Raw genomic sequence first — 25,830 nt, 5'->3', positions numbered from 1 at the left:
GAGGTTTGGGTGGCATGAATATCCAAGCGAGATCCTGAGCTGCCCAAAGGCGTCTGATTAGCTTCAGCCGATTCCGGCGCAGTGACGGTCTCGGCGCGATGCCCAGGTAGGCGGGCTGGAAACGAGTAGTTAGCTACTCGCGTCGCGCAGGGCGGGAAGGGGCCAGACTCGACTGGACCTCGAGAGGATGCCGGTCTCGGGGGGAGGCGATCATGAGAAACGACTCGCGAATACTACTGGTCGCGGCGGCCATGGCAGGACTGCTGGGCGCCGTGCCGGTATCGGTCGCGGCACCGGAGCAGATACCCACCGCACCCGCCCCGCCGCCCAGCACGCCGAGACCGGCGTGGCCGGTTACCACGCCGACGGATTTCCGGCTGCCCACCACCGAGGGGCATGATCCGCAAACGACCACGACCACGACCACGTCCGCGCAACCCGAGCCGACAACCACGACCACGCAACCCGAGCCGACAACCACGACTACAAAGCCGGAGCCGACAACCACCACCGGGCAACCGCCCACGACGACTCCGCGACCGACAACCGCCGGTACGTCCATCGTTCCGAGCGGAAGTTCCGCTGTGCTTCCCGCACCCACTCTCGTCGCGCCGGCCACCGCCGAACGGGGCACCGTCATCACCGTGCACGGCGAGGGCTGGCCCTGCGACTCGGTGCGCGCCTTTCCTGATTGGTCCGAGACCGTGGACGCCCGGGTCCGAGGCGGTTCGTTCGATGCGCGCGTCGATGTTCCCGACGGAGTCGAGCTTGGTGTGCACTCCGTTCCCGCCGCCTGCCTGGGTACCGCTCAGCGCATCGTCGTGAAGGCATCCGTCGAGGTCATCCCCGCGCGGCTGGGTCCAACTACCGGTGAACCCACGAACACAGAGCCGACCGATGACCGTACGAACTCGTCGTCGCAGGCCGGTGACCGTGACCGGGACACCGGTGCCGGCGACATGCTGGGCCTCGGAGGGTTCCTCGTCGCACTCGGTGCCGCAGCGCTGGTCGTACGCAGCCGCCGGAAACGCCCGGAAGCGCCACGCAACGCGGAACCGCCTCTGCCGCGCGTGCATGTGCGCGTGGTCGCCGACGGCCCCCCGACAATCCACGTTCGCCAGTTCGCCCGCACTCCGGGCGTGCGGGTCCGGCTGCGGGCCTGCGAACCGTGGCTGACTGTCAAGGAGGTGCTCCGATGACGAGTCCAGCGTCGATCAGGGCTCGGACAGTTCTGTTCCAGAATGCCCCGCGCGAAGCCGGGGTGGGCGAACTGGCCGAGTGCCTGCACGAAAGAGGTGCCGAACACGTGGCCCTGCGTCGGGCGCCGGGCGTGGCCCCGATACTGGCGTCGGCGGCGCTGCACGAGGTGGCCGAAACCATCGACGGGCTCCTCCAGGTCGACCTGGGTACTGTGGCGATCGGAGGGTGGCGCCGCTACGACCTGCTGCGCAGGGCGGCGATGCGCACCCGCGCCGGAGGAGCCGAACAGGTCACGCTGCTCGAGCACGAAATCACCCAGACCTACCGTCCGTGCTTGGAGGTCACCATCGACGAACAGCCGGTGGGAGAGTTCACCATAGAACTCTGCGTGGCGATATTGCTCCAGCCGCTCGCCGCCACCGTCCGCAATGGGACGCTGGTGGCACTGGGCCCCGGCGACTGCACCGTGACGGTATCGATCAGCGCGCCGGACCTGGGCCCGATCATGACGCGCGAACGCACCCTGCGTACGGCGACGATGATCGACCTGCGGTGGCCCATACCGCTCGTCGAACAGCCTCCGACCGCGCCCGGCGTCGTACCGAGAGTCCGGTCTCCGCAACCGAGGTGGGCCGGTGGCTGAGGGACTCGCCGGCCACCGAGCCTCCGAAAAGCCGTTGCCGGACCACGGCGACCACTGCTACTTTTCGGGAGCCGTGCGAAAGACCGAGGAGGTGGTACCCGTGAACGCAGTATCGACATGGGTGCTCCCCTCTGGGGTCACGGTCGGGCGATAGGTCGTCCGGGAGCGCCGTCCAACAGCACTCCCGAAAGGCACGACCGTGCAATTCACTTCCGAACAGCGCTTCGACGACGATGTCCTCGAGCGCGAATTCACCCTCGGCGAGATCCCCGGCATCCTGTGGACGCCCGGATCCGCATCCGTATCCGCACCAGCGCCGCTGATCCTGGTCGGCCACCCCGGCGGGCTGCGCCAGATGTATCCCCGCCTGGTGGGCCGAGCCCGGCACTCCGCGGCGGAGGGCTTCGCCGCGGCCACCATCGAGTTGCCCGGCAGCGGTGACCGGCCCCGGTCGGCCGCCGCCGAGCAGGCCCGCGCCGACCTGCGCCGGGCGGTGATGGCCGGCGAGCAGGTCGACGACGAGATCGTCGAACGGCTCGTCCTCCCGCTGGTCGAACAAGCGGTCCCGGAATGGCGGGCCGCTCTGGACGCCCTGCTTTCACTGCCCGAGATCGGCGGCCCGGTCGGGTACTCGGGAGGGCTGATATCCATCGGCCTGCGGCTGGCGGTGGTCGAGCCACGCATCTCGGCCGCCCTGCTGTTCGCTGGAAGTTATGTCCCTCGCAGCATGTTCCAGGAGGCCCGGCAGGTCACCATTCCGCTGCAGGTCCTGCTGCAGTGGGACGACGAAGGAAACGACCGGCAGATGGCCTTGGACCTGTTCGACGCCTTCGGCTCCAAGGAGAAGACGCTGCACGCCAATATGGGCGGACACACCGGCGTCCCGCAGTTCGAAGGGGACGCAGGCAACCGGTTCTTCGCCCGGCACCTGAAGTGAGGCCGGGCCGTCAGGCCGGCAGCAGACGGTAGGAACCGCCGGCCAGGACGCCGCCATCGAGGACAGGCCCGGCCCTCCTCGATGGCGGTGGCGGCCCGAATCTCCGCTGGGCTACCTGTCCCGGCGAGATCCGCGTCCGCGCGGTACCGACCTTCCCGAACGGCTAGGAGACGGCGATCGTGACCGTCCTCGTCTGCGTCTTGGCGGGCAGCTTGGTGGTATCGATCATCAGCACCTCGCCGGAGTCCTGCATGCCGTTGGCGAGCAGTTTCGCTTTCAACCCGAACGGTGGACGATCGCCGGTGGCGGCATCGATGCCGAAGTCGCTGTCATTGGCGATGTAGAGGGTCTTGCCGCCGTCGCGGGTGGCGATGCCCTCGATCTTGTCGTGGCCGAAGAACTCGCCGTCGGCATTCAGACCGTCCAGCAGGCCGCCGAGGTCCAGGTTGGACTTCTTGGCGACGGGGGCGATGCCCGCCGTCCGCAACGCGGCGACGCCGTCCGCGGTCGGCACTGCACCGACGAGGAGTTCAAGCGGTTTGCCATCGACCAGCAGGCCTAGCTCCGAATAATATTGCGCGCCCGGCACTTTCGCCTGCGGTCCGATGTCGGTGGCACCGGTGATGTCGATCGTCCACAGCTTCTTGTCGGCTTTGGGCGTTTGTTTGCCGTCGCGCTCATCGACCAGGAAGGTGGTGTTGCTCAGCGCCGTGATCTCGGAGACCGCGAGTTTCTGCTTCGGCTCCTCGAGCGGATACACGAATTCCTTGACGTCGCGGGTCTTCAGGTCCACGGTGACGATTCGGGTCATCGGCACCTCGCGCGCCGATGCGACACCCGGCGCGCTGAGCCCGCTCTGCACGATGCCGACCAGCGTGCTGCCATCCGGGGTGACGGTCAGCCCCTCCATGCCCTGGTTGGGAGTGCGCAGTGAAAGCTCTTCGGGCAGGCCGCGTCCCGGCGCCAGCCGCTCCAGCTCGGTGCCGTTGGCGTCGAAGTGGACGATGAACGGTCCGTACTCGTCGGATACCCAGAAGGTCCCGTCGGGCAGCGCCACCAGACCCTCACTGTCGATGCCGTGATCGGTGGGCGGCAGGATGGTGCCGTCGAGGTCGCGGAGGGTCTCGCCGGTGCCTGCGGAGGTATCGACCAGGCCGTTGAACGGCCGGCCCGCCGAATCCTTCAACAAGATGGTGCTTGTCGGCACCATCTTGTTGCCGACCACCTTGAGTTCGGCGATGGCGGGCGTGAAAGTCGGCACCGGATAGAGTTTTTCGTTCTTTCCCTTGCCGTCCACGTTCGGACCGCGGTCGGTCAGGCCGTAGAACTCGTCGGTCGAGCCGGGCACCGGCGTGAAGGCCGACCCGTACCCGCTGCCCTGCAGGCTCACCCCGCCGAAATCGCCCAGCGGTGGAACATCGGTGGTGAATACCTTGACGGCGTCGGTGGTGGTGACGGTGAGGCTGTCGGGCCCGGTGTATCCGGCCGCCGGTGTGTACACCACCGCGCCGTCGGTGCGCCGGGTGATCGTGCCGTGCTGCGGATCGGCGATCCCGACCGCGGCGCTGCCGCCGGTCTCGGCGAGCAGATCATCCAGCGAGATCACCAAGGACTGATCCCTGGCGGCGGTGAAGTCCGCCTCCGAACTAGACGGCGAGCAAGCGGACAGGACGGCGGTCGCGCACACCGCGGCCATGACGAGTGCGCTTCGGATATTGCGGTGCGTTCTCACCACCGATGCGTACAGTCCCAGCCCCACCATCGGTTGGCATCCAGCTGAACACGAACCATCGATCCCCACAACCATCCGATGATTGTGCCGTGCCACCAGCATTGGCGAGGGTGGGCAGACACCTCTAGTCGCGCCAGACGGGTGGGCGCTTCGCGAGGAAAGCCGCCATCCCTTCCCGGGCGCCAGGAAGTTGCGCGGCGGCGGCCATGACTTCCAGGGCGAGGGTGTAGGCATCCGCTTCGGGGCGGTCGAGTTGGCGATAGAGGGTGCGTTTGCCGAGTGCCTTGCTCGCTCGGCTGCCACGGGTAGCGCGGGCGAGCAACTCGCCCACGGCGGTGTCGAGGTCGGCGTCCGGCACGGCTCGATTGATCAGCCCCCACTCTTCGGCGGTGCGGGCATCGATCGGGTCGCCGGTCAGGGCCAACTCCATCAGTCGTTTACGGCCCACGGCGCGGGCCACCGGCACCGCGGGGGTGTGGCAGAACCAGCCACCCTTGCCGCCGGGGAGCGCGAAACCGGCTGATTCGGCGGCGACGGCCAGATCGCAGGAGGCCACCAGTTGGCAACCGGCAGCCGTGGCCAGACCCTGCACCCGGGCTATCACCACCTGCGGCACCGACTGGATGGTCGACATCAGCTCGGTGCACAGCGTGAGCAATTCCCGCACGCCGAGCAGGTCGCGCGCGGCGACGTCGGCGAAATCGTGTCCCGCGGAGAACACCGGACCGTGCGCTCCGAGCACGATGCCGGTGGCGTCGGTCTCACCGGCCGCCCGGAACGAGGCGAGCAGTTCGGCGAGATGCTCGCCCGACAGCGCGTTGCGCCGCTCCGGCCGGTTCATGGTGATGCGCACCGTGTCGCCGTCCCGCGCGACCAGCAGATGCCGATACTCCAAGGCGGTCATATCTCCACCGTAGAACGCGACGACACGTCATGTCGCGATCGCCGGTGGTAGGCATGGCCGAGCAGCGGACCCCGCTGCCGTTCGAGATGAGACGGCGCCCCCATGGCCGACTCGGCGAAACGTCGACCGAATCGCGGACGCAGGCTTCGCGCCTGGCATGGCTGGTCACGATCGGCAGCAGCCGCGACCGTACCGGGTCCGGCACTGTTCTGAAGACCAGGCCGGCTCGCGGCTGTAGCCGGCCGCCGGCGGACGAGAGGCGTGACCTCACAGAACGGTGAGGTCACGCCGGGAGCCACGCCATCGGTCAGCTACAGCAACTGGCGCCGGAGTCGATCGCTTCCTTCTTTGCCGTCGGACTGCAGCACGCGCCTTCGGCGGCGGCTTCCGCTGTGGTGCCACAGCAAGCCTGAACCGCCTCGTTCTCGGCGGGCCCGGCCGCGCCGGTGAGTGCGGGTGCGGTGCCGAAGGTCTCACTGTCGGCCAGGACGGTGTAGACCTCCCAGCGCTCGTCGTTCGGTCCGGTGACCCAGACCTTGTCCTGTGTGGCGAAGCAGCAGGTCGTGGCGATCTGCTCTTCGGTGAACAGCCCCGCTTCCGACAGGCGGGCGATCTCCGCGTGCACTTGGTCGGAGCTTTCGACCTCGACGCCCAGATGGTTGAGGCCGCCGCCGTGGCCGGGGTTCTCGATCAGCACCAGTTTCAGCGGCGGTTCGGCGATGGCGAAGTTGGCGTAGCCGGGCTTGCGCTTGGCAGGCTCGGTCCGGAACAGGGTCGAGTAGAACCGCACGGCCTGGTCGATGTCGTCGACGTCGAGGGCGAGCTGGATGCGGGACATGACTACCTCCATTTGTGTGACATATATCGAAGAACCGGTTCGATGCCGAGTCTGCCACCTTTTCGACATATGTCAACAAAATCGGTAGGGTGGGAAACATGCCCAAGACGCTGCCCATGATCGACATGTCCGCCCCGGTCTGCTGCGCGCCGGTCGCGGCCGGACCGGTCGATGACGCCGCCGCGCTCGAAGTGGCGCTGCGGCTGAAAGCGATCGCCGACCCGGTCCGGGTGAAACTGCTGTCACTACTGTTGACCAGCACATCGGGCGAGGAGAACGGCGGCGACCTCGCGGCGGAGGTCGGGCTGTCGGAGTCCACGGTCAGCCATCACCTCGGCCAGCTCCGCAAGGCCGGACTCGTGGCATCCGAACGCCGCGGCATGAACACCTTCCACCGCGCCCGCCGCGACGCACTCGCGGCGTTGTGCGTGGTGTTGGACCCCAACTGCTGCCGCTGACCTGTGCGCCCCGGCCGGATCGCGTCCTCACCCCGAGTCGGTGAAGCGCGCCCTCACCCCAGGGCCTGCTGCATGGCCACTCCGTCGACGTAGGAATGCTTCTCCTTGACCGCTCCGTCCTCGACCAGGACATAGTCCGCGAGATCGACGTGGACCTGCTTGCCGGTCGCGGAGGTTCCGGTCAGCTGCCACTGCACCACCCAGAAATCCTCCCCGACACGCAGTGACACCAAGTGGAAGGCCAGGTCGGGAACCAGGGCGAAGGTCCCTGCCGCGGCCTCGCGGATGGCGGGCCTGCCTCGTGCGGGCTCCTGGCCCGAGTGCAGGTGGAACACCGAGTCGACGCTGTGGAGTTCGGCGATTCGGTCCGGGTCGCGGTCTACCCAGCAGGCGTGGTAGCGCTCGAACAGTTCGCGCGTGGCAGTGGTCATGATGGTGATCTCCGGTACTCCGTCGTGCGGACCATGTCACCTCAGTGTCGTCGGCGGTGGTCCGTCGCGGCGACAGGCGCACGCCTCCACTTCATCCATTTTCGTTGTGCCCGTGCACAATGCGCGCTAGGTTGACGGCAGTGACCCAGGACACTCGTCTCGCGCACCCGCGCCTGCTTCGCGAGCTGCGGGCGGACCTGGCTGCGATCTCCGAGATGATCACCACGAGAATCGAACACGATGAGCAGGACTACGGCGACGCCGTCCTCGCTCACCACGAATTGACCACGCTCGTCACCGACAGTCTCGCGGCATTGCTGGACGCGATCGCCGGCAGCCGGTACTCACTCGAACCCGCGCACCGGGCCGGACGTCTCAAAGCCGAGCGTGGCATTCCGCTGGACAGTTTGCTGCACGCGTTCCGCGTCGCGGGCATGGCGTTCTGGGAGGTCATCGTCGAACGCGCTCGGCCCGACGACCGTTCCGCGCTGCCGCAGCTGTCCACCCGCGTCTGGGCCACTGTCGACGAGTACTCCGTCGCGGCCGCCGACACCTATCGGCGCGTCGCCTTCACCGGGGGCGATCACCGCGATCAACGGCTGTTGCGAGCACTGCTCGATCCCGACCTCCCACCCGCGCAGCGCGAGGACGTGGGCACACGAATGCGGCTGCCCGTCCGCGGCACGTTCGTCATCCTGGTCGGGGACATGCGCTTGGCCGCAGCCGAAGTGATCACCGTGCGGACGATGCTCGCCGACGATCGCGTCACCCTCGCCGCCGCGCACTCGCCACTCGTGCTCCTCCGGGCACTTCACGGCGCCGCAACGCGCGGTGGCGCCAGCAGACCGTTCACCGACCTGGTCTCCGCGCCTTCCGCACTCGACCAAGCCCGCCTTGCGTTCCGGTGTCTGAGCCCTTCGGACACCGAAATCCACACCTACGCTTCGTCGCCGGCCCGTGCTTTGATCGCGGCCCAACCCGGGCTTGCCGCGGACCTCTTCGCCGAGACGCTCACCGCATTCGACCGACTCCACCCCGATGACGCCGACGCTCTGGTGCAGACCGCTCTGGCCTGGTACGAGCTCGGCGGTTCGACATCGGCGGTGGGGAAGCGCCTGCACCTGCACCGCAACACGGTCTTACACCGTCTCAAACGGATAGAGCGGCTCACCGGTTCGGCATTCGCGGTACCGGCCGATGCGGCGCTGTTGTATCTGGCCTTGCAAGCACTGTTGCTCCGGGCACCGGGCGACCAGCCCTGACGGCAACGCTTCTCACGTTGCCGGGGCGGACGTGCGTCACTGCTCCTTGCCTGCGTTTTCATCGGCCCAGCGGATAAGTGCTCGGTAGAGCCAGTATTGAGCGGCTCCGGACGTGGTGGCTCCGATGATTCTCGGTGGTCAGTACCCCGGTCCACGACGGTCGCTGGATCGAACAATCGGTGCCCGCCGGAACTACGCCGTGCCTCCAGAATCCCTTCGTCACAGTAGAAGCGGAGCGTGCGGACGGGCACGCCGGTCGAGCGCGACAGTTCCCCGATGCTCACCAGGGCGTCATGGTGTGTGTTCTCGGTCGCGAGCGCTGGAACCTCCACTCCGGTGGAGTTCCTACCGCACCGAGAGTAGGAGTGACACCGATGACCGAGCACCCGACGATGAGCGCCGAGCAGATCTGGCGGGCAGCGGGCGAGGGAGCGGTCGTCACCGGCCCGATCGCCGCTCTCACCTGCTGGTCGTGACCGGTCGCGGGGAAGGGTGGGATCGGCTCACCGGCGATGGGGCGGCATCGGCGGCGGAACGTGATCGACTTTGATCGCGGTCGGACCCGATGTCGTGTCGCGGGCCTGTCAGCTCTTCAGCGGATCGTGACCCCAGTTCATCAGCGAGTACCGCCACTTACTGTTCTCGATCTCCCCGGAGGGTCGTTGTTCGAGATGGCGGTGCGCGTAGCCGACGACTTTGCGCATATGCGCGTAATCGTCGTCGGTCAGGTCCTTCTTCTCGAGGATGGCCACAATGCGGCGTCCGCTCCGGTGCCCGGTCGACTCACCGCCGTTCTCCGGTTTCTGTCCCACCGATTTCGACTCGTCGGTATCGAGCCACCGACGTAATTCTTTCGCCGTCATATTGACCACGTCGTCGAATTCCGCGCGCGTGTCTTCGTTGTCTGCCGTCATGGTTCCGACCGCCCGGTCAATCATTCCGTGGACGAAGAGCGTCGGGTTTGTGCACCGCGTCGCGACCGCTTTTCGCACTACGCACGCGATACTGCGGATCTTCCTCGGATGCCCGGACGGTCCGGCCCGCGGCCTCGGTGTCGGACGTGATCACCTCCTCCACCTCGCCTTCGGCAGTACTGCCGTGGCTGTTCCATTCCACCTCGTCACCTTTGCTGAAGGATCGCTTGCTCATGGACTTCCTCCATCTGCTCGGTCCGACGTGCACGTGGTACCCCTGGGAACGCACCGGAAACCGATAGCTGAACCGATACTGCATCGACTCGAGCGCCAGGCCGGGAGCGTCCGGCCGGACCGAACAACAGGCGTCGCGGACGCGCGAGCACGTCAGCCGCTCGTGACGCCGAGAAATTCGACAACCATGAGAAGCGAAATCCTGGAGCACGGGTCAAAGGAGTTCTTCGAAAGTTCGTTCAAACCCCAGCGCACCGCGGCCGTCGGCCACCTGACGGTCGAGAAGGTTTTTCAACGGCGCGACGAAATCGAGGGTGACATTCGCCTCGCGACTGGCGCGGCTGATCGCGTCGAGCGCGGTTTTGTGAAAGGCGATCGATTGGACGGGATCGGTGTAGGCGGCGGCGTCGATGACGGCGCCTTGGTGTGGCAGCGACTCCGCCATCGCGCTGACCCACGCGGCGGCCCGCCCGCCGAACTCGGCGGCCGAGACGCCGACGGAGCGCATCATGGCCGCACCGTGCAGAAAACCCCCGAACATCGCGTACATGGTCGCGAGCAGGGCGAAGTCATAGGTCGAGGCGAAGCCCGCGTCCTCGCCGAAAAATTCTGCGGCGGCGAGTAACTCCAGGGTTTCACGGTGCGCGTCGAAGATCGCCCGCGAGCCGCTGTAGAGGATCGCGGCGCCGGGCCCGCCGATCATGGGTGGCACCGCCATGATCCCGCCGTCGAGGTAGGCGCAGTCGAGGCCGGCCGCCCAAGCCGCGAGTTCGCGCGCCTCGCCCGGGGCGGTGCTGGTCAGGTTGATCAGTTGCCGTCCGGCCAGTCGCTCGGCCACAGGGTCGAGGGTGGCGTGCACCGACGCGTGGTCGAGCAGGACGGCGATGATCGGACCACCGGCCTCGACCGCCTCGGTGAGGGTCGCGGCGCGGACGGCTCCGGCGGCGAGAAGCTCGGCGTCCTTGCCCTCGGTGCGGTTCCAGACGGTCGTCGGCACGCCGGCCTTCAGCAATGTCGCGGCGAGTGCGCGGCCCATCGCGCCGAGGCCGAGGATGGTCACCGGGGTCTTCATGGTTTCCGCCATTGCGGAATCAACTCCTTGGGGTAGAGGAACGTCCTGGTCAGCGCGCTGGACCAAGATTGCTCGCTGTCCGACAAGGAGGCAAGTACCTACTATTTTGTCCGGTACTTACCTATTGGTTGGTGAACAGGTGGAGAGGGTGGCGATGGGCGCGAAAAGATCAGGGCCGTACTTCTGCGGCATCGACGCGGCGATGGATGTCGTCGGCGGCAAGTGGAAGGCGCTGATCCTGTGGGAGCTGGAGAACCATGGCGTACGACGCTTCGGCGAGCTGCGCAAGGGCCTGCCGGGGGTCTCGGAGAAGATGCTGATCCAGCAACTGCGCGAACTGGAAGAGGACGGCATCGTCAGCCGGACCGTGTACCGCGAAGTGCCGCCGCGGGTGGAGTACCGGCTCACCGAGATCGGGGTCGCGCTCAACGCCGCGCTGGAACCGTTGGGCGCGTGGGGATGCGACCGGATCGATCGGATCGGGGCGCGTCGCGTGCAGCACCAGTCGGAGTGAATCCTTCAAAAGTGAATGTTCCACCCGGGCAACATCGTTGAGCGAAAGTTCAAGCTACTAGTTGGTAACTTGAGTTAATTTTGTGCATACGGCGTGTAATTGACGCATAACCGGGCCCGTCGTATGTTCCACGTCACAACTTTGGCAAGATGTGGGTGGCGGCGCGGATGTCGGATGATGGGTATGACCTACGGGTCTTGCTGACGCGGGCGCTCCGCCGAATTCAGGAGTTGGAGGCACGGCCACAGCGTGAGCCGATCGCCGTCGTGGGTATCGGTTGCCGCTTGCCCGGCGGCGCGGAAACCCCGCAGCAGTACTGGGAACTGCTGTCCTCGGGCCGCGACGCGATCGTCGAGGCGCCGGAAAACCGTTGGACTGTCACGGATTCGGCGCCTCGGCGGGCGCGGCGGCGAGCCGGCCTGCTGGCCGGGCCGATCGATGCCATGGACGCCGGGTTCTTCGGGATCGCACCGCGCGAAGCGGCGTCGATGGACCCGCAACAGCGGCTCGCACTCGAAATCGCCTGGGAAGCGATGGAAGACGCGGCACTGCGGCCCGACAGCCCGGCCGCGGCACGCGCGGCGGTGTTCCTCGGCGTCAGCTGGCAGGAATACCAGCGCACCATCACCCCGGACTGGGTGCGGTCGGTGGACGCGCACACGCTCACCGGGACGATGTCGAGCATCGTGGCCGGGCGGGTGTCCCACGCGCTCGGGTTGCGCGGCCCAGCGGTGGCGATCGACACGGCGTGCTCGTCGTCGCTGGTGGCAGTGCATCAGGCGTGTCGCAGCCTGCGCGCGGGCGAGTGCGACGTCGCCTTGGCGGGTGGGGTGAATCTGCTGCAATCCGAACTCACCTCCGAGGCGCTGGCCCGCATGGGCGCGCTGTCGCCGGACGGGCACTGTCGTCCCTTCGACGCCCGCGCGAACGGGTACGTGCGTGGCGAGGGCGCGGGTGTCGTTGTGCTGAAAACGCTTTCGCGGGCGATCGCCGACGGCGACGCGATCAGGGCGCTCATCCGAGGCTCGAGCGTGAACCACGACGGTCGTTCCATGGGCCTCACCGCGCCGAATCCGACAGCACAGCGCGAGTTGCTGCTCGACGCGCTGGCCGACGCCGGGTGCACCGCCGACCGGATCGGCTACGTCGAGACGCACGGCACCGGCACGCCACTGGGCGATCCGATCGAGATCGAGGCGCTGACCAGGGTTCTCGGCGCGCCGCGTCCGGATGGGTCGGTATGCCTGCTGGGTTCGGTGAAGTCGCAGATCGGCCATCTCGAGGCGGCGGCGGGCATCGCCGGGCTGATCAAGGTGGTGCTGCAACTGCAGCATGAACGAATTCCGCGCCAGCACGATTTCGCCACGATGAACCCGAAGATCTCGCTCGACGGCACGGCGCTGGCGCTCCCGACCCGCGATGTCGGCTGGCCGCGTACGGAGCGGCCCCGGCTGGCGGGGGTGAGTTCGTTCGGTTTCGCGGGCACCAACGCGCATGTGGTGCTGGAACAGGCGCCGGAGCCGCAGCCGCGCGCGATACCGGAAGGCCCCGCGCTGCTCACTGTTTCGGCGCGCACCCCGGCTGCGCTCGACGCGGTGTCCCGCCGTTACGCGGAGCAGTTGAGCCGGCCGGAGGTGCCCCTCGCCGATGTCGCTGCCACTGCGGCGCTGGGGCGCACGCATTTCGCGCATCGGCGCGCGGTCGTGGCGCGCACCGCCGAGGACGGAGCCCGCGAACTCGCGGCTCCGTCAGGTCGGTCGACCGACTCGGACGCGGGCAAGCCGCGGGTCGCGATGCTGTTCACCGGGCAGGGCGCACAGTACGCGGGCATGGGCGCGGCACTCGACCGCAAGTATCCGGCCTTCCACGCGGCGCTCGACCGCTGTGACGAGTTGCTCGGACCGCTTCCCGGCGGCATGCGCCTTCGGTCGGCGCTGTTCGATGCCGACGACGAGTTGCTGACCCGCACCGAGTACGCACAACCGGCGCTGTTCGCGATCGAATGGGCCTGCGCGCAACTGTGGTCGGCATTCGGCGTGCGTCCCGACGTCGTACTGGGCCACAGCCTCGGTGAACTGGTGGCGGCGACCGTCGCGGGAGTGTTCGACCTCGCCACCGGGTTGTGTCTGGCCGCCGAGCGTGGCCGGCTGATGCAGGCGGTCGCGCAGCGCGGGGCCATGGCGGCGGTGTTCGCCGCGCCCGCGGAATTCGAAGCGCTGATGGACGCGCTCGCGGCGACTGTGTCGGTAGCCGCGGTCAACGGTCCCGGACAGTTCGTGGTCTCCGGTGCGGTGGACGCGGTGGATCGAATCGTGCGCGCCGCCGCGGAACGGTCGATCCGCACGGTGCGGCTTCCCGGTGCGACGGCCTTCCACTCGCCGCTGCTGGATCCGATGCTGGAGGACTTCGAGACCCGGGTCGCCGAGCTGGTGCCCGACCCGCGCGCGGCGAGAATCGCGCTGGTGTCCAACGTGACCGGCGCGCCGATCGAGACCCGTATGGACGCCGCGTACTGGCGGGCGCACGCGCGCGGCACCGTCCGATTCGCCGACGGTGTGCGCTCGCTCGCCGAGTCGGGCGTGGACGCCTATCTCGAAGTGGGACCGCACCCGGTGCTGCTGGAGTTCGGGCGGCACACCGACCCCGGCGCCCTGTGGCTGCCGAGTATGCGCCGAAGTTCCAGTGACGACGAGGTGTTGCTGACCGGTCTGGGGCAGCTGTACTGCGCCGGTGCGGAGATCGAATGGACCGCGGTGGTGCCCGAGGGCGCGCGACGGCGCAACGACCTGCCCACCTACCCTTTCGAGCGGGAGCAACTCGCCGTGCCGAACGCGAGCACGTCGGCGAGCACCGGATTTCTTGCCGAGCACCGGTTCCGGGGCCGCCCGGTGGTGCCCGCGGCGGCTCTCGCGCTGCGTGCTCTGCGGGCGGCCGGAGACACCGACCACGAGCTGATCGACTTCGTCGCCGCGCGGCCGGTGCCGCTGGAGGAGTTGGCCGAGCCGGCCGTGTCCGAAGCGGGGGATCGCACCGAAGTGCGGTTCCAAGTCGAGAACGGCAGTGTCACCGCGGTGTCCGCTGCGGTTCGAGCCGCTTCGGCCGGCCCGCGCGAAGCCGGGGACCTGCCCGAGGCGCGGCGCGCGGTGAGCACCGAATGGGACGTCGCGGACTTCTACCGGCGGTGTGCCGACGCCGGATTGACCTTCGGCCCGCGATTCCGCTGGATCACGCGGCTGCAGGCCGGCGACGGCAGCGTGCTCGCCGAAGTGCGGCGACCGGCCGAACTCGCCGGTGAACCGGACGCCTGGCTGCCGTGCCTGCTCGACGCCGCGGTGCAGACCGGCCTGGCGTTGGCTTCCAGGGACACTGACGCGGCTCGACTGCCGGTCGGGATCGGCCGTCTCCGGTTGGCCCGCGAAGACGCGGATGCCGCCGCCTGGGTGCTGGCCCAGCGCACCGGCCGCACAGTTCGCATCACGGTCTTCGATACCGCCGACGCCATGATCTGCGATATCGAAGACGTATGGTTCGCCGAGTCCGGCGCCGCCGGACAGTCGCAGGATCGGGATCGCATGTCCGGCCGCACGCATCGTCCGACCTGGACGCCCGCCGCGGCGTCGCCGAGCGGACAGGGACCCACCGCCGCCCTGGTGATCGGCGTCGGTCGGCAAGCCGACCGGCTCGCCGCCGCTTTGCGCGCCGCCGGTGCCGATGCCGTGGCGGTGGAACGCACCACGGATTACGTTGTCCGGCCCGACGACGACCGCGCGGTGATCTACCTCGCCGACGTCGAGGCGGACGACAGCGCCGACGCGGCGCGGCGGGAAACGCACTTCGCCCTGAGTGTGATCCAACGGATGGCTCGCAGCGTCGCCGACGCACCCTTGTACCTGGTGACCCTCGGGGCAACCGGGGCGCTGCCCGGCGAACCCGTGCGCCCTGCTGCCGCGGCGCTGTGGGGATTGGGCGCGGTCGCGCGCACCGAACTGCCCGAACTGCGCTGCCACCTGATCGATCTGCCCGTCGACGCACCCTGCGACGACCACCGCTTGGTGAGCGAAATCTGCTCGGGCGCGGCGGATGAGGCGGTCGCGCTGCGCGGGCACCACCGCTACACGCCGCGATTGCAGCCCTCCGACGACCTCGGCGCCCTGCCTCGGCTCGATCGTGGCGGCGCGTATCTGATCACCGGCGGGCGCGGAGCGCTGGGGTTGTCCGCTGCGCGGACGTTGGCCGAAGCCGGTGCCGGAACTGTGGTGCTGGCCGGCCGCAGCGCCCCCGCACCGGGGGACGAGCGGGAGATGGCGCGAATCGCCGCCCTCGGCGCGCGCGTCGAGACCGTGGTGGTCGACGTCGCGGATCGAGTGGCGCTGTCGCGCCTGCTCACTCGCTTCGATGACGAACTGCCGCGGTTGTCCGGGGTGGTGCACTGTGCGGGCGTCCTGGACGACGCCCTGCTCGTCGAGCAGACCCCCGGGCACATCGATCGGGTGTTCGCGGGGAAGGTCGCGGGGGCGTGGCACCTGCACCAGCTGACCGCGGACCGGTCGCTGGAGTTGTTCGTGCTGTTCTCGTCGGTCAGCGCCGCGGTGGGCACCGCCGGCCAGGGCAACTATGCGGCGGCGAACGCGTATCTGGATGCCCTCGCTCGCCTGCGCACGGCGCGCGGGCTGCCCGCGGTGAGCATCGCGTGGGGCCCGTGGGCGAACACCGGCATGGCCGGGGGACTCAGCGACGCGGCCCGCCGCGCGTGGTTGCGCCACGGCGTCGCCGAATTGGCCGTCGAGGACGGCGCCCGAGCGCTGCGCTCGCTGCTGGCGGCCGAGGGCGTCGTCGCGGTATTCCCCGCTGTCGCAGAGGTTCCCGCGCAGGCGGGATCGATCGCCGAGGTGCACGCGCACGACACCCGGCCACCGCGCGAACCGGCGGATCTGCTCGAACTGGTGCGTGGCCACGCCATGACCGCGCTGGGGCGCACGACGACGATTTCCGAGCGCACGCCGCTGCGCGAACTCGGACTGGATTCGATGATGGCCGTGGAACTGCGCGACGCGCTCTCCGCCGATCTGGGCGTGCGGCTGCCTGCGACCCTGCTGTTCGATCATCCGACCGTCGCCGCGGTGTCCGAGGAGATCGCCCGGCTCGGCGCGCGGTCCGCCCCTGGCCGCACGGCGCGAGAGCAGGCCGGACAACGACCGATCACGCGCACCTCCGAGCAGCTCACCACCTCCGTGTACCCAACCGAACTCCCGGTTACACCTATGACATCGAACGTGTCGCAGCTCACAAAGCGCCAAACCGGCACCGCCCCGGACGAAGACGCCGAGGCCATCGCGATCATCGGCATGGGCTGCCGTTATCCGGGCGCGGTCCGCGGGCCGTCCGATTTGTGGCGCGTACTCGCCACCGAGACCGACGCGGTGACCGAGGTCCCCGCGCACCGCTGGGATGCGGACGCCTTCTTCGATCCGGACCCGGACGCCGAGGGCAAGACCTACACGCGCTGGGGCGGATTCGTCGACGGCGTCGAGGAATTCGACGCCGGATTCTTCGACATCTCCGTCGGCGAGGCGCGGATGCTGGACCCGCAGCAGCGTTTGTTGCTCGAAACAACCTGGGAGGCACTCGAACACGCCGGATACCCCGCGAGCCGTCTGGAGGGCAGCCGGACCGGTGTCTTCGTCGGGGTGATGTCCAATGACTATGCCGAGCGGATGGCGCGGGCCGACCTCGCGCCCGACGCCTGGTTCGGTACCGGCAATCTCTCCAGCGTCGCCTCCGGGCGGCTGTCGTACTTCCTCGGCGTGCACGGGCCCAGCCTCACCATCGACACCGCGTGCTCGTCGTCCTTGGTGACGGTGCACACCGCGGTACGCAGCCTGCGCAGCGGCGAATGCGATCTGGCGCTGGCCGGTGGCGCCACCGTGGTGCTCACGCCCTCGCTCGACATCTATTTCGCGCGGGCGCGGGGTCTGGCCGCCGACGGCCGGTGCAAGAGCTTCGACGCGCGCGCCGACGGCGTGGTCTGGAGTGACGGCGCGGGGATGCTGGTGCTCAAGCGACTGTCGGATGCCCGGCGCGACGGCGATCGGGTGCTGGGGCTGGTGCGCGGATCGGCGGTCAATTCCGACGGCCGCAGTCAGGGGTTGAGCGCGCCGAGCGGTCCGGCGCAGGAACGGGTCATCCGCGCGGCGCTCGCGGACGCGGCGCTCGCGGCGGAGGACATCGATTACGTCGAGACGCACGGCACCGGCACGGCGCTTGGCGATCCGATCGAAGTGAACGCGCTGGCCTCGGCGCTGGGGGAGGGGCGCACCGAAGCGACCCCATTGTGGATCGGATCGGTGAAATCGAACCTCGGGCACACCCAGGCCGCGGCGGGAATCGCGAACATCATCAAAGTGATCGAGTCGATGCGGCACGAGCGCATTCCCGCCTCGCTGCACTTCCGGTCGGGCAATCCGCATATCGACTGGGACTCGGTCGCGATCCGCGTGGTCGCCGAGCAGCGGCCGTGGCCGCGTTCGCGGCGACCGCGGCGGGCGGGTGTGAGCGCGTTCGGTATCAGCGGGACGAACGCGCACGTGGTGCTCGAGGAAGCGCCGCAGGAATCGGAGCACGCATCCGCCGACGACTCCGGACCCCATCTGCTGGTCCTCTCGGCGAAGAGCGCCGAGGCACTGCGTGAACTGGCTGCTCGCTACCGGGATCTGCTGGCCACCCGCCCGGCGACCGCGCTGGGGGATTTGTGCGCGTCCGCCGCGGTGGGCCGAACCCACTTCGGCGAGCGTGTGGCCATCGGCTTCGACACCGCCGCGCAGCTGCGCGGCGCGCTCGGGAATGTCGCCTCGGGGACGATCGCGAGCGGATCGGTCGTCACGGAGTCGATCGGTTCGGCAGACCTCGCTCGCCGCTACGTCGATGGTTCCGAGATCGACTGGGCGGCTGTGTATTCTACTCGCCACTGGCGTCAGGTCGATGTGCCGACCTACCCGTTCCAGCGCAAACGGCACTGGCTGGAGCTGACGCCGCGCTCCACGGACACGCCCTCCGCACGCACGGTACGACTCACTCCGGAGATGTTCGCAGGACACCGCCTGCGGGGTGTGCCCACGGTGCCCGCGGCGTGGCTGTGCACTCAGCTGAAGGAGATCGCCGCTGGATTGCCCGGGGCGTGGGAGGTCACCGGGCTGCGACTGCTGCAGCCGCTGGAGGTCACCACCGAAACGGTGCTGCGGGTGGAGCTCGAGCCCCGCCCGGATGGTCATGGCGTGCGTTTCCTTCGCCGCGATGACGACGTCACCTGCTATGCGCAGGCGAATCTCGCTGTCGCGCAATCCGATTCGATGGCATCGCTCGCGGCTGTGGCGCGTGGCTCCGAGCCAGGGATTTGGCCCGCCTACTACGACAGGGTGGCAGGGCTTGGCCTGGATCTGGGTACCGACTACCGCTGCGCACTCGAATTCCGGCGGATCGGCGACACCGAAGCCGAAGCCGTGTTCCGGCTGCCCGGTGACCGCGCGACAGCGCTCGATCCGATCCTGCTCGATGCCTGTTTGCACACCATCGTGGTGACCGCTCGGGCCGAGCGGTTGTTCCTGCCGTCCGGTATGGGGAGAGTTCGATTCTTCGACGGACCACAGGCCGGGGAGACGACCGTCCGGTGCCGGGTGCGGGTGACCGAACGAGGGGCGCGCGTCATCGTCGGTGACGCCACACTGCACTCACTCTCCGGGCGACCTCTCGCCAGTGTGCACGGGGTCGAGCTGATGGCTACGGAGCCAGGGTTTGCGCCGCACTCGTCGGCCGGCGAATCGGATTCGTCCCGGCTCACACGTCTGCTGCACCACGTGGAGTGGGTTCCCGCCGAGAGCGGCGCCCTCGGAGCAGAAGATCCCCCGGGCCGCTGGTTGATCTTCGGTGACGGGCCGGTCGGTGACGGCGTCGCCGCCGAGCTGGCTGCGCGCGGCGCGGACACCGTGGTCGTACGCCCGGACGACGCGGCCGATCCGCTCTCGTCGCCGCTGCGAGGTGTCGTCTTCGCGTGGACCGCGGCGTCCGCCCAGACCCGCGTCGAAGCCGTCCTGCGGTTGGCGCGCGCGCTGGACGCGGCGGCGCACCGGCCGTCCGCGCTGTGGTTGCTGACCGTCGACGCACAGCACGTCGCGCCCGCCGACCGGCCGGATCCCGACCAGGCCCTGTTGTGGGGTCTCGGGCGCACGCTGAGGACCGAGCATCCGGAGTTCGGGTGCCGATTGCTGGATCTGTCCGCCGGGTTCGCCGCGGAAAGTGTCGTCGACGGGTTGCTCGGGGGGCGTTCCGGTGAGTTCGCGATTCGCGACAACCGTTGGCTGACCGCGCGTCTCGCCGACGGACCCGCGCCGTCCGCCGAGTACCGATTGGTCGCCGACCGCTCCGGCGAATTCGACCGGATGCGATTGATCTCCGGTGTCCGACGTGCACCGGCGGCGGGGGAGGTCGAGATCGACATCGCCGCCGCCGGTCTCAACGCCCACGACCTGTGGGTGGCCTCGGGCATACATCCGCAGGGCGTGCTGCCGCTGGGTGCGGAATGCGCGGGCCGGATCACCGCGGTCGGCGCCGGGGTCGACGGGCTCGCGGTCGGTGACCACGTCGTGGCCTTGGCGAGCGAGAGCCTTGCCCGCCACGTGACGGTCGACCAAGGCATGGTGGCACTGCTGCCGGATCACCTGTCCTTCGCCGAAGGCGCCACCGTGCCCTACGCCTTCACCGCCGCGTGGCATGCGCTGTTCGATCTCGGCGGCCTGCGCGCCGGGGACCGGGTGCTGGTCCACGGCACCGCCGACGGCATAGGTATGGCTGTGGTCCAGCTGGCCGCGCACGCAGGCGCGCAGGTGTACGCACCCGCCGCGCTGCGTCGCTGGGCGGAGACCGCGGGCGTCCCCGTGACACAGATCGATACCTGGCGTAGCCACGGGTTCGGCGAGAGCGTGCGGGCGGCAACTGCGGGGCACGGGGTGGATGTCGTCGTGCACACCCTGGGCGACGGCTTCGCGGCGCGCGCCTCCGAGGTACTGCACGCCGACGGTCGCGTGGTGGAAATCGTCGACCCGGTGCAGACCGGCGCGATCGAACGCCACGGCGAGATCGGCGCTCGGGCTTTCGATCCGGCCACCGTCGACCCATCGCGGCTCGGCGCTGCCCTCCGCGCCGTGATGGCGCTGTTCGCGCAGCGTGCGCTGACTGCGCTGCCGCACGCGGTACACGGGATCGATCGTGCCGCCGAGGCGTTCCGCGCCATGGCGCAACGAGATCATCCCGGTCGTGTCGTGGTGCTGGGCCGAGACGCCTCCGCCGCCGCGCACGGAGACCGGCTGCCCGATGGCACCTATCTGGTCACGGGAGGTTTCGGCGGCCTCGGGGCCGCGGCCGCGCGGTGGCTGGCCGATCGCGGTGTCCGGCACTTGGTGCTGGTGGGCAGGCGCGCACCGGACGCGGCGGGAGCGCGCCTGATGGAATCGCTGCGCGCCACCGGTGTGCGGGTGACGGCGCGGCAGGCGGATGTCGGTGACCGTGGTGCCGTCGCGGCGCTGCTGGGAGGCATCGCGGAATCCGGGCTGCCGCCACTGCGGGGCGTCATCCACTGCGCGGGAGTGCTCGACGACGGCGTGGTGACCGAGCAGAGCTGGCCGAGGTTCCAGACCGTGCTCGGACCCAAATATCATGCCGCGCGCCACCTCGACGAACTCACCCGCGACCGGCCGCTGGAACTTTTCCTCATCTATTCGTCCGTGGCAGGCGTGCTCGGCACCCCGGGCCAGTCGAACTACGCCGCGGCCAACGCGGCATTGGATGCGCTGGCCTGGCGGCGGCGGGCCGAGGGACTGCCCGCACTGAGCATCGGGTGGGGACCATTCGCCGATGTGGGTATGGCCGCAGGCCGGGCCGACGTCACCGCGCGCCTCGTTCGACGTGGGTTGCCGCCGCTGTACGAGGGGGACGCGGCCGCGGCGCTGGATCATCTCGTCCGGTCCGGCAGCACCGCCCCGGGCGTCTTCGACTTCGCGCCCGAACGGTGGTACGCACAGCGGGCGCCGCACGTCACGGCGGTCGCCCCGCTGCGGACTCGACCGGAGATTGCCGACTCCCCGGCGACACCCGATGATGTCGCACCCTGGGAGGCGCTCGTCCAGCGCGTCGCGATGCGGGTATTGGATCGAACCGGTGCACTGGATCCCGAGATCCCACTGCACGACACGGGCGTGGATTCGCTGACCGGGATGGAATTGCGTGCGGCACTGGCCGCCGAGGCCGGGATGCCGCTGCCCGCCGGGCTCGTCTTCGACTACCCGACCGTGCGTGACATCGCGCGGTTCCTGCACCGCAAGGGTGCGTCCGCTCCCGCGGCGGCACAGCACCAGACCGCCGCCCAGGCGTCTGCGCTCCCGTCCGCACCTGCGGAAACATCGTCCTCGCAACAGCCTGTGAAGCACTATTCTTCGGCCGAAGCCGACTCCGGAAGCGACCAGCCCGACGACGATCCCATCGTCATCGTCGGCATGAGCTGCCGCTTCCCGGGCGGAGTACGCACGCCCGAGGACTTCTGGGAGCTGCTGTGGCACGGCCGGGACGCGATCACCGAGGTGCCACCGCAGCGGTGGAACATCGACGACTACTACGATCCCGACCCGGCAGCGCTGGGCACGATGTACACCCGCTGGGGCGGGTTCGTCGACGACGCCGACGAATTCGATCCCGCGTTCTTCGGCATCGGCGCGGCGGAGGCGCGGGCGATGGACCCGCAGCAACGCCTCCTGCTGGAAACCACCTGGGAGGCGCTCGAGCGCTCCGGTCGCGCGCCCGGCGCGTTGGCGGGCAGCCGCACCGGCGTGTTCGTCGGTCTGTGCTTCAGCGAGTATCCGGCGACGCCGATCCGGGCCGCCGATCCGAGCGCGATCGGCGCCTATTCGGTGATCGGTTCGGCGCCGAGCGTCGCGGCCGGTCGCTTGGCCTACGTCCTCGGGCTGCAAGGCCCCGCGATGACATTGGATACGGCATGCTCGTCGTCGCTGGTGGCCTTGCAAGCAGCCGAGGACGGGCTGCGCGCAGGCCGGTGCGACCTGGCAGTGGTCGGCGGAGTCAACCTCCAGCTGGCCGCGGAGACCACCGTCGGCTTCTGCCGTCTGGCCGCGCTGTCGCCCGACGGACGGTCACGGGCGTTCGACGCCGACGCCGACGGCTACGTCCGCGCCGACGGATGCGGCGTGCTGATACTGACCCGACTGTCGCAGGCCCGCCGCCACGGTGATCGGGTGCTGGCCGTCGTTCGTGGCGTCGCGGTCAACCACGACGGACGATCCAACGGTCTCACCGCGCCCAACGGCCCGGCTCAGCAGCGCGTCATCAGCGATGCGCTGGCGCGGGCGGGGCTGCGGCCGGAGGCGGTGGACTACGTCGAGACGCACGGCACCGGAACCCCGCTCGGTGATCCGATCGAGGCCACCGCACTGGCCGAGGTGTACGGCGCCGACCGTGCGCGGCCGCTGCTCATCGGGTCGGTCAAGACCAACATCGGGCATACGGAGGCGGCGGCCGGCGTCGCGGGAGTCATCAAGGCCGTGCTCATGTTGCAGCACCGCCGGATTCCGCCGAGCCTGCACTTCCGGACACCGAACCCGCTGATCGACTGGGCCGGTCTGCCGCTGGAGGTCGTGCGCGAGGGCCGGGAGTGGCCCCGTACCGATCACGACCCGGCGATCGGCATCAGTTCCTTCGGGATGAGCGGCACCAACGCGCACGTCGTGCTCGCCCAGGGTGACCCGGCGCAGGCGCCGCCCACGGAATCACCGGGCGCGCAACTGCTCGTCCTGTCCGCACGCGACCGGACCGCCCTCGACGACACCGCCAGGAATTGGGCAGACGAAATCTCCTCGGAGCACGCGTCGTTCGGCGATCTGGCCTACACCGCCGCGACCGCGCGGACCCATTTCGAGGAGCGGTTAGCGGTGGTCGCCGATACCGGCGCGGCGGCCGCGCGGCAACTGCGGGACCGGCCGCCGACGCTGATCCACGGCCGTGTGGAACGAACAGCACGGACGAAGGTGGCCCTGCTGTTCACCGGGCAGGGATCGCAGTACCCCGGCATGGCGCGTGAGTTGTTCGACTCCGAACCGGTCTTCCGGGACGCGCTGCGCAACTGCGACGCCGTGCTCGGACCGATCGCGGACGGCATCGGGCTGGTCGAGGCCGTCTACGGCGACCACGGTCCGGAGCTGTTGCGGCAGACGGCGTTCACCCAGCCGGTGCTGTTCGCCGTCGAGTGGGCGCTGTGGGAGCTGTGGCGGGCATGGGGGATCACCCCGGCCGCGGTGCTCGGGCACAGCGTCGGGGAATACGTCGCCGCCTGCGCCGCGGGCGCGATGACCATGGCGGACGCCTTACAGCTCGTCGCCGTGCGCGGGCGGCTGATGCAGCGCCTGCCCGAGGGCGGCGCGATGATGGCCGTCGACGCTCCCGCCGAGCAGATCTCCTCATCGGTCGCGCGGTACGGGCCGGCGGTGTCGATCGCGGGATACAACGGACCGGCCCAGGTGGTGATCGCCGGACCGGAAGCCGCGCTCGACCGGCTCCGAGACGAACTGGCGGCCGGCGGTTTCCGGTCCGCCGCCCTCACCGTGTCGCATGCCTTCCACTCCGCGGCGATGGATCCGATCCTCGACGACCTCGCCCTCGCAGCGGCCAGGGCGACGATGACCGACCCCGCGATTCCGCTGGTGTCGAATCTCACCGGTGCACCGCTGCGGGCGGGCGACCTCACCCCGGAGTACTGGGCACGGCATGCGCGTCAGCCGGTGCGCTTCGCCCAGGGGATGCGGGCCATGGCCGAGCTGGGCATCGGCGACTTCCTCGAAATCGGTCCGCAGCCGACGTTGTCAGCGCTCGCCGGGCGCGTGCTGGGCGACTCGGCGAGGTTCGCCGCGTCCCTGCGCCGCGGCCGCGGTGACCGCGAGACGATGATGACCGCGCTCGGACAGCTGTATGTCGCGGGTGTTCCGGTGGATTGGGAGCAGGTGCACCGGCCGCACGGGCGACGACGGGTGCTCGCCCCGACCTATCCGTTCCAGCGGCAACGCTATTGGTTCGAGCAGCGATCGGATACCGCTGAGTTCGCGGTATCTGGCGCTCCGGCCGGGGACCCCGATCATGCGATGCGTTTCGAAGACGCACATGCGGGGACCGCACCCACACGATCCATGGGCCTTTCACCACGAACCGGCAATGCGCCGCTCGCGGTTCCGAGCGCCGTCGTCTCCGGGCATACGACTATCGCGGGTGAGCCGGATGCGAGGCTCGCCACACTGCCCCCAACCGCACTCTCGGACCACCGGGGGCAGTCGGAAAACCTCGGCACGCTTGCGGAGGGCACTGCCGTCGCCGAGGCGTCCGGTTCGACGCGGCTCGGCGTTCCGTATCCCCCGAGCGGCACTCTCCCTCCGCACACGGACGTTTCAGCGCGCCCGGAAGAGGCTGCGGCTTCGATCACCGCTCGATCGGACGGCGGCGCAGCCACTTTCGATGTGCGACTCGCGCCGGATGAACCGAGTTACCTGGCCGACCACGTCGTGGACCGCGCTGTCGTCGTACCGGGCGCCTGGTTCGTCGCGACCATCGCCGACAGGGCGCGCTCCCTGGTGGCCGGTGCGGTCATCGCGATCGACGACCTCGTGATCACCCGCGGACTCACCCTGACCGGCCCGCGACCGGTGCGGGTGGGCTTCGAGCCGCTCGCCGACGGGTTGGCGGTGCGGGTGACGACCGAAGATTCCGGCACGCACGCGCGTGCTCAGGTCCGTGCCGCAGCGCAGCGGATCCCGGACGGCGCGGGCTTGGCCGAGGTCCTCGGCAACTGCCGGGAACATCTCGCCGCGGCGGCCTTCTACGAGCTGCTGGCCGGAGCGGGCCTGCCGTACGGACCGGCGTTCCGCCGCGTCGTCGACGTGCGCTTCGGCCGGCACGAAGCCCTGGTCACGTTGGCGGATCCGGAGACAGGCACCGGCACCGCGCCGGTGCATCCGGTGCTGCTGGACGCGGCGTTCCAAGCCACCTACGCGGCGATGTCGCCGCGCGCCGAGCAGCAGACGTGGGTGCCGTTCGCGGTGGACCGAGTGCTCGTCTCGCCCGCCGCGGGCACCGTTCGATTCGGCCATGTGCGCGTCGTCGAGCAGACGCCACAGCTGTGCGTCGCCGATGTTCGACTGCTCGACGAGGAGGGTAACCCGGTGCTGGTCGCGAACGGATTGCGAGTGATGCCGAGCCCCACACCGCACTCGGGCGGGCAGCCGTCCCGTGCGCTGCCCGATCGGTTCCTGGCGGACACCTATCGCATCGCCTGGCAGGAGACCGACGCCGCGCTCCCCGCCTCGGCGGCCGGACGCTGGCTGATCATCGGCGCGTCCGGGGACTTCGCCGACGGGCTCGCCGACGCCGTGCGGGCGCGTGGCGGGGAGTGTGTATTCGCCCGTCCCGGCCGTGGTTTCGCGTTCCGCGCAGACGACGAATTCGAGGTCGACCTGGGCGTACCGGCGGCGGTGCGCGCGCTGTTGGGTGCGGTGCGCGACGGACGCATACCGTTGCGCGGGATCGTCTCGGCGGTCGCGCTCTCGGCCGACGACGCGCCCGCGCCGGTCGTCGCCGAACGTCTGGTGGTCG

General features: G+C 69.4%; 14 protein-coding genes and 1 pseudogene (1 of these 15 cut by a window edge). 7 read left to right on the top strand and 8 right to left on the bottom strand.

From position 1 onward, the window contains the following. The first annotated feature begins 212 nt into the window (after window positions 1-212). From ACWEKR_RS05145 to ACWEKR_RS05135, 3 genes are all read left to right on the top strand, one after another. Window positions 213-1,199, top strand: a complete 987-nt coding sequence (locus tag ACWEKR_RS05145; protein WP_452353388.1) for a hypothetical protein — start codon at window positions 213-215, stop codon at window positions 1,197-1,199. Further along, window positions 1,196-1,843: a hypothetical protein gene (locus ACWEKR_RS05140; protein WP_452353387.1), complete on the top strand. Its 648-nt coding sequence runs from the start codon at window positions 1,196-1,198 to the stop codon at window positions 1,841-1,843. The genes ACWEKR_RS05145 and ACWEKR_RS05140 overlap by 4 nt, the downstream gene beginning before the upstream one ends. 199 nt (window positions 1,844-2,042) lie before the next feature. Then, window positions 2,043-2,780, top strand: a complete 738-nt coding sequence (locus ACWEKR_RS05135) for an alpha/beta hydrolase (protein ID WP_452353386.1) — start codon at window positions 2,043-2,045, stop codon at window positions 2,778-2,780. Window positions 2,781-2,943: 163 nt separating this feature from the next. On the opposite strand, the gene ACWEKR_RS05130 is transcribed toward ACWEKR_RS05135, so the two are convergent. From ACWEKR_RS05130 to ACWEKR_RS05120, 3 genes are all read right to left on the bottom strand, one after another. Beyond that, window positions 2,944-4,512 (bottom strand): esterase-like activity of phytase family protein, encoded by a 1,569-nt coding sequence (locus ACWEKR_RS05130; protein WP_452353385.1) that lies wholly within the window; start codon window positions 4,510-4,512, stop codon window positions 2,944-2,946. A gap of 124 nt (window positions 4,513-4,636) precedes the next feature. Then, window positions 4,637-5,416, bottom strand: coding sequence for an enoyl-CoA hydratase-related protein (locus ACWEKR_RS05125; RefSeq protein WP_452353384.1), 780 nt, complete (start codon window positions 5,414-5,416; stop codon window positions 4,637-4,639). Window positions 5,417-5,723: 307 nt separating this feature from the next. After that, window positions 5,724-6,254: an ArsI/CadI family heavy metal resistance metalloenzyme gene (locus ACWEKR_RS05120; RefSeq protein ID WP_452353383.1), complete on the bottom strand. Its 531-nt coding sequence runs from the start codon at window positions 6,252-6,254 to the stop codon at window positions 5,724-5,726. A gap of 98 nt (window positions 6,255-6,352) precedes the next feature. Here ACWEKR_RS05120 and ACWEKR_RS05115 point away from each other — a divergent pair, with 98 nt between their 5' ends. After that, window positions 6,353-6,712, top strand: a complete 360-nt coding sequence (locus ACWEKR_RS05115; protein WP_452353382.1) for an Rv2640c family ArsR-like transcriptional regulator — start codon at window positions 6,353-6,355, stop codon at window positions 6,710-6,712. 53 nt (window positions 6,713-6,765) lie between these two features. Here ACWEKR_RS05115 and ACWEKR_RS05110 read toward each other — a convergent pair whose 3' ends face one another. Further along, complete coding sequence (locus ACWEKR_RS05110; protein WP_452353381.1) at window positions 6,766-7,143, bottom strand: ester cyclase; 378 nt, start codon at window positions 7,141-7,143, stop codon at window positions 6,766-6,768. Between the two features lie 140 nt (window positions 7,144-7,283). On the opposite strand from ACWEKR_RS05110, the gene ACWEKR_RS05105 reads away from it, so the two are divergent. After that, window positions 7,284-8,405 (top strand): helix-turn-helix domain-containing protein, encoded by a 1,122-nt coding sequence (locus ACWEKR_RS05105; protein WP_452353380.1) that lies wholly within the window; start codon window positions 7,284-7,286, stop codon window positions 8,403-8,405. Window positions 8,406-8,572: 167 nt separating this feature from the next. On the opposite strand, the pseudogene ACWEKR_RS05100 reads toward ACWEKR_RS05105, so the two are convergent. The 4 genes and pseudogenes from ACWEKR_RS05100 to ACWEKR_RS05085 form a co-directional block, all read right to left on the bottom strand. Then, window positions 8,573-8,689: pseudogene (locus ACWEKR_RS05100) on the bottom strand (MerR family transcriptional regulator); the annotation flags it as partial. 300 nt (window positions 8,690-8,989) lie between these two features. After that, complete coding sequence (locus tag ACWEKR_RS05095; RefSeq protein ID WP_452353379.1) at window positions 8,990-9,319, bottom strand: DUF3140 domain-containing protein; 330 nt, start codon at window positions 9,317-9,319, stop codon at window positions 8,990-8,992. A gap of 16 nt (window positions 9,320-9,335) precedes the next feature. Continuing rightward, the gene (locus ACWEKR_RS05090; protein ID WP_452353378.1) at window positions 9,336-9,554 is read right to left on the bottom strand and encodes a DUF2945 domain-containing protein; all 219 of its coding nucleotides are present in this window, start codon (window positions 9,552-9,554) and stop codon (window positions 9,336-9,338) included. Between the two features lie 213 nt (window positions 9,555-9,767). Beyond that, window positions 9,768-10,637, bottom strand: a complete 870-nt coding sequence (locus tag ACWEKR_RS05085) for an NAD(P)-dependent oxidoreductase (RefSeq protein WP_452353377.1) — start codon at window positions 10,635-10,637, stop codon at window positions 9,768-9,770. A gap of 142 nt (window positions 10,638-10,779) precedes the next feature. Between ACWEKR_RS05085 and ACWEKR_RS05080 the strand changes: the two genes are divergently transcribed. Both ACWEKR_RS05080 and ACWEKR_RS05075 read left to right on the top strand, forming a co-directional pair. Then, window positions 10,780-11,139 carry a winged helix-turn-helix transcriptional regulator gene (locus ACWEKR_RS05080; protein WP_452353444.1) on the top strand — a complete coding sequence of 120 codons (360 nt, stop codon included), beginning with the start codon at window positions 10,780-10,782 and terminating at the stop codon, window positions 11,137-11,139. Window positions 11,140-11,306: 167 nt separating this feature from the next. After that, window positions 11,307-25,830, top strand: partial view of an SDR family NAD(P)-dependent oxidoreductase gene (locus ACWEKR_RS05075; protein WP_452353376.1) — the 5' portion only. It continues 7,001 nt past the right edge of the window; only the first 14,524 of its 21,525 coding nucleotides appear in the window; its start codon is at window positions 11,307-11,309; the stop codon falls past the right edge of the window.

This window comes from Nocardia sp. NPDC004573 (assembly GCF_053602135.1).
The sequence above is the reverse complement of the archived record's forward strand: the minus strand, read 5'-3'. Positions and strand labels throughout refer to the sequence as shown.